General features: G+C 31.2%; 1 protein-coding gene. It reads right to left on the bottom strand.

Translation table 11 applies throughout. The features are described from left to right. Positions 1–492, bottom strand: coding sequence for a hypothetical protein (locus tag AC1DSL_RS19270; protein ID WP_477533482.1), 492 nt, complete (start codon positions 490–492; stop codon positions 1–3). Positions 493–587 lie beyond the last annotated feature (95 nt).

The raw sequence follows: 587 nt of genomic DNA, 5'->3' as shown, positions 1-587 counted from the left end.
CTAATAGCTTTCATTGCAGAATTCGTATATTAATCTGAAACCCATATAGCCTTTTGGCGCACCGATTGGAGATTTTTTTCTAAACAGAGTCTTACCAATACCACCAATTCTTTTATTGAAAATTAAATCGTTTATCTTGTCACAAATTAGCTCAAGTCTCTTATCTCTAATCTGAAAATCATTGTGAACAAACACATCAAAAACGTATTCTTGATTGCCAAATAAATAGTTTGTATTAGAAGACCTTCCAACACCTGCATAATAAAATACTCTACATATCGGTTCTTTCTCTAAATCGTCTACTTTAATAGTTGGTATTAGGTGATTGTCAACAATATCCCAAAGTTCGTCCTCTGGCATATCAAGGACATTTGGCTTTAAATTATCAAGAGGGTCATCAAATCTATTTTTAGGCGTATAATACAAAAATCTTAACAATTCTTCATTCATAAGTATTTTTTCAACTTCTATTGAATAGTCTTTTAGATTCATACTATGTCACCACCTCTGAAATTACAGTCGCAATACCTATCCCATCTATTACCTTAGTCAAATTTATATCAACAATCTTAAATTTAGACTCATAC

The organism is Paenisporosarcina sp. P4_D4 (genome assembly GCF_056401835.1).
Note: the sequence above shows the minus strand (reverse complement) of the source record. Positions and strands in the feature narration are given on the sequence as shown.

Excerpts from the sequence above, each read along its gene's own strand:
- AC1DSL_RS19270 (WP_477533482.1), bottom strand. The coding sequence starts at position 492 with ATGAATCTAAAAGACTATTCAATAGAAGTTGAAAAAATACTTATGAAT.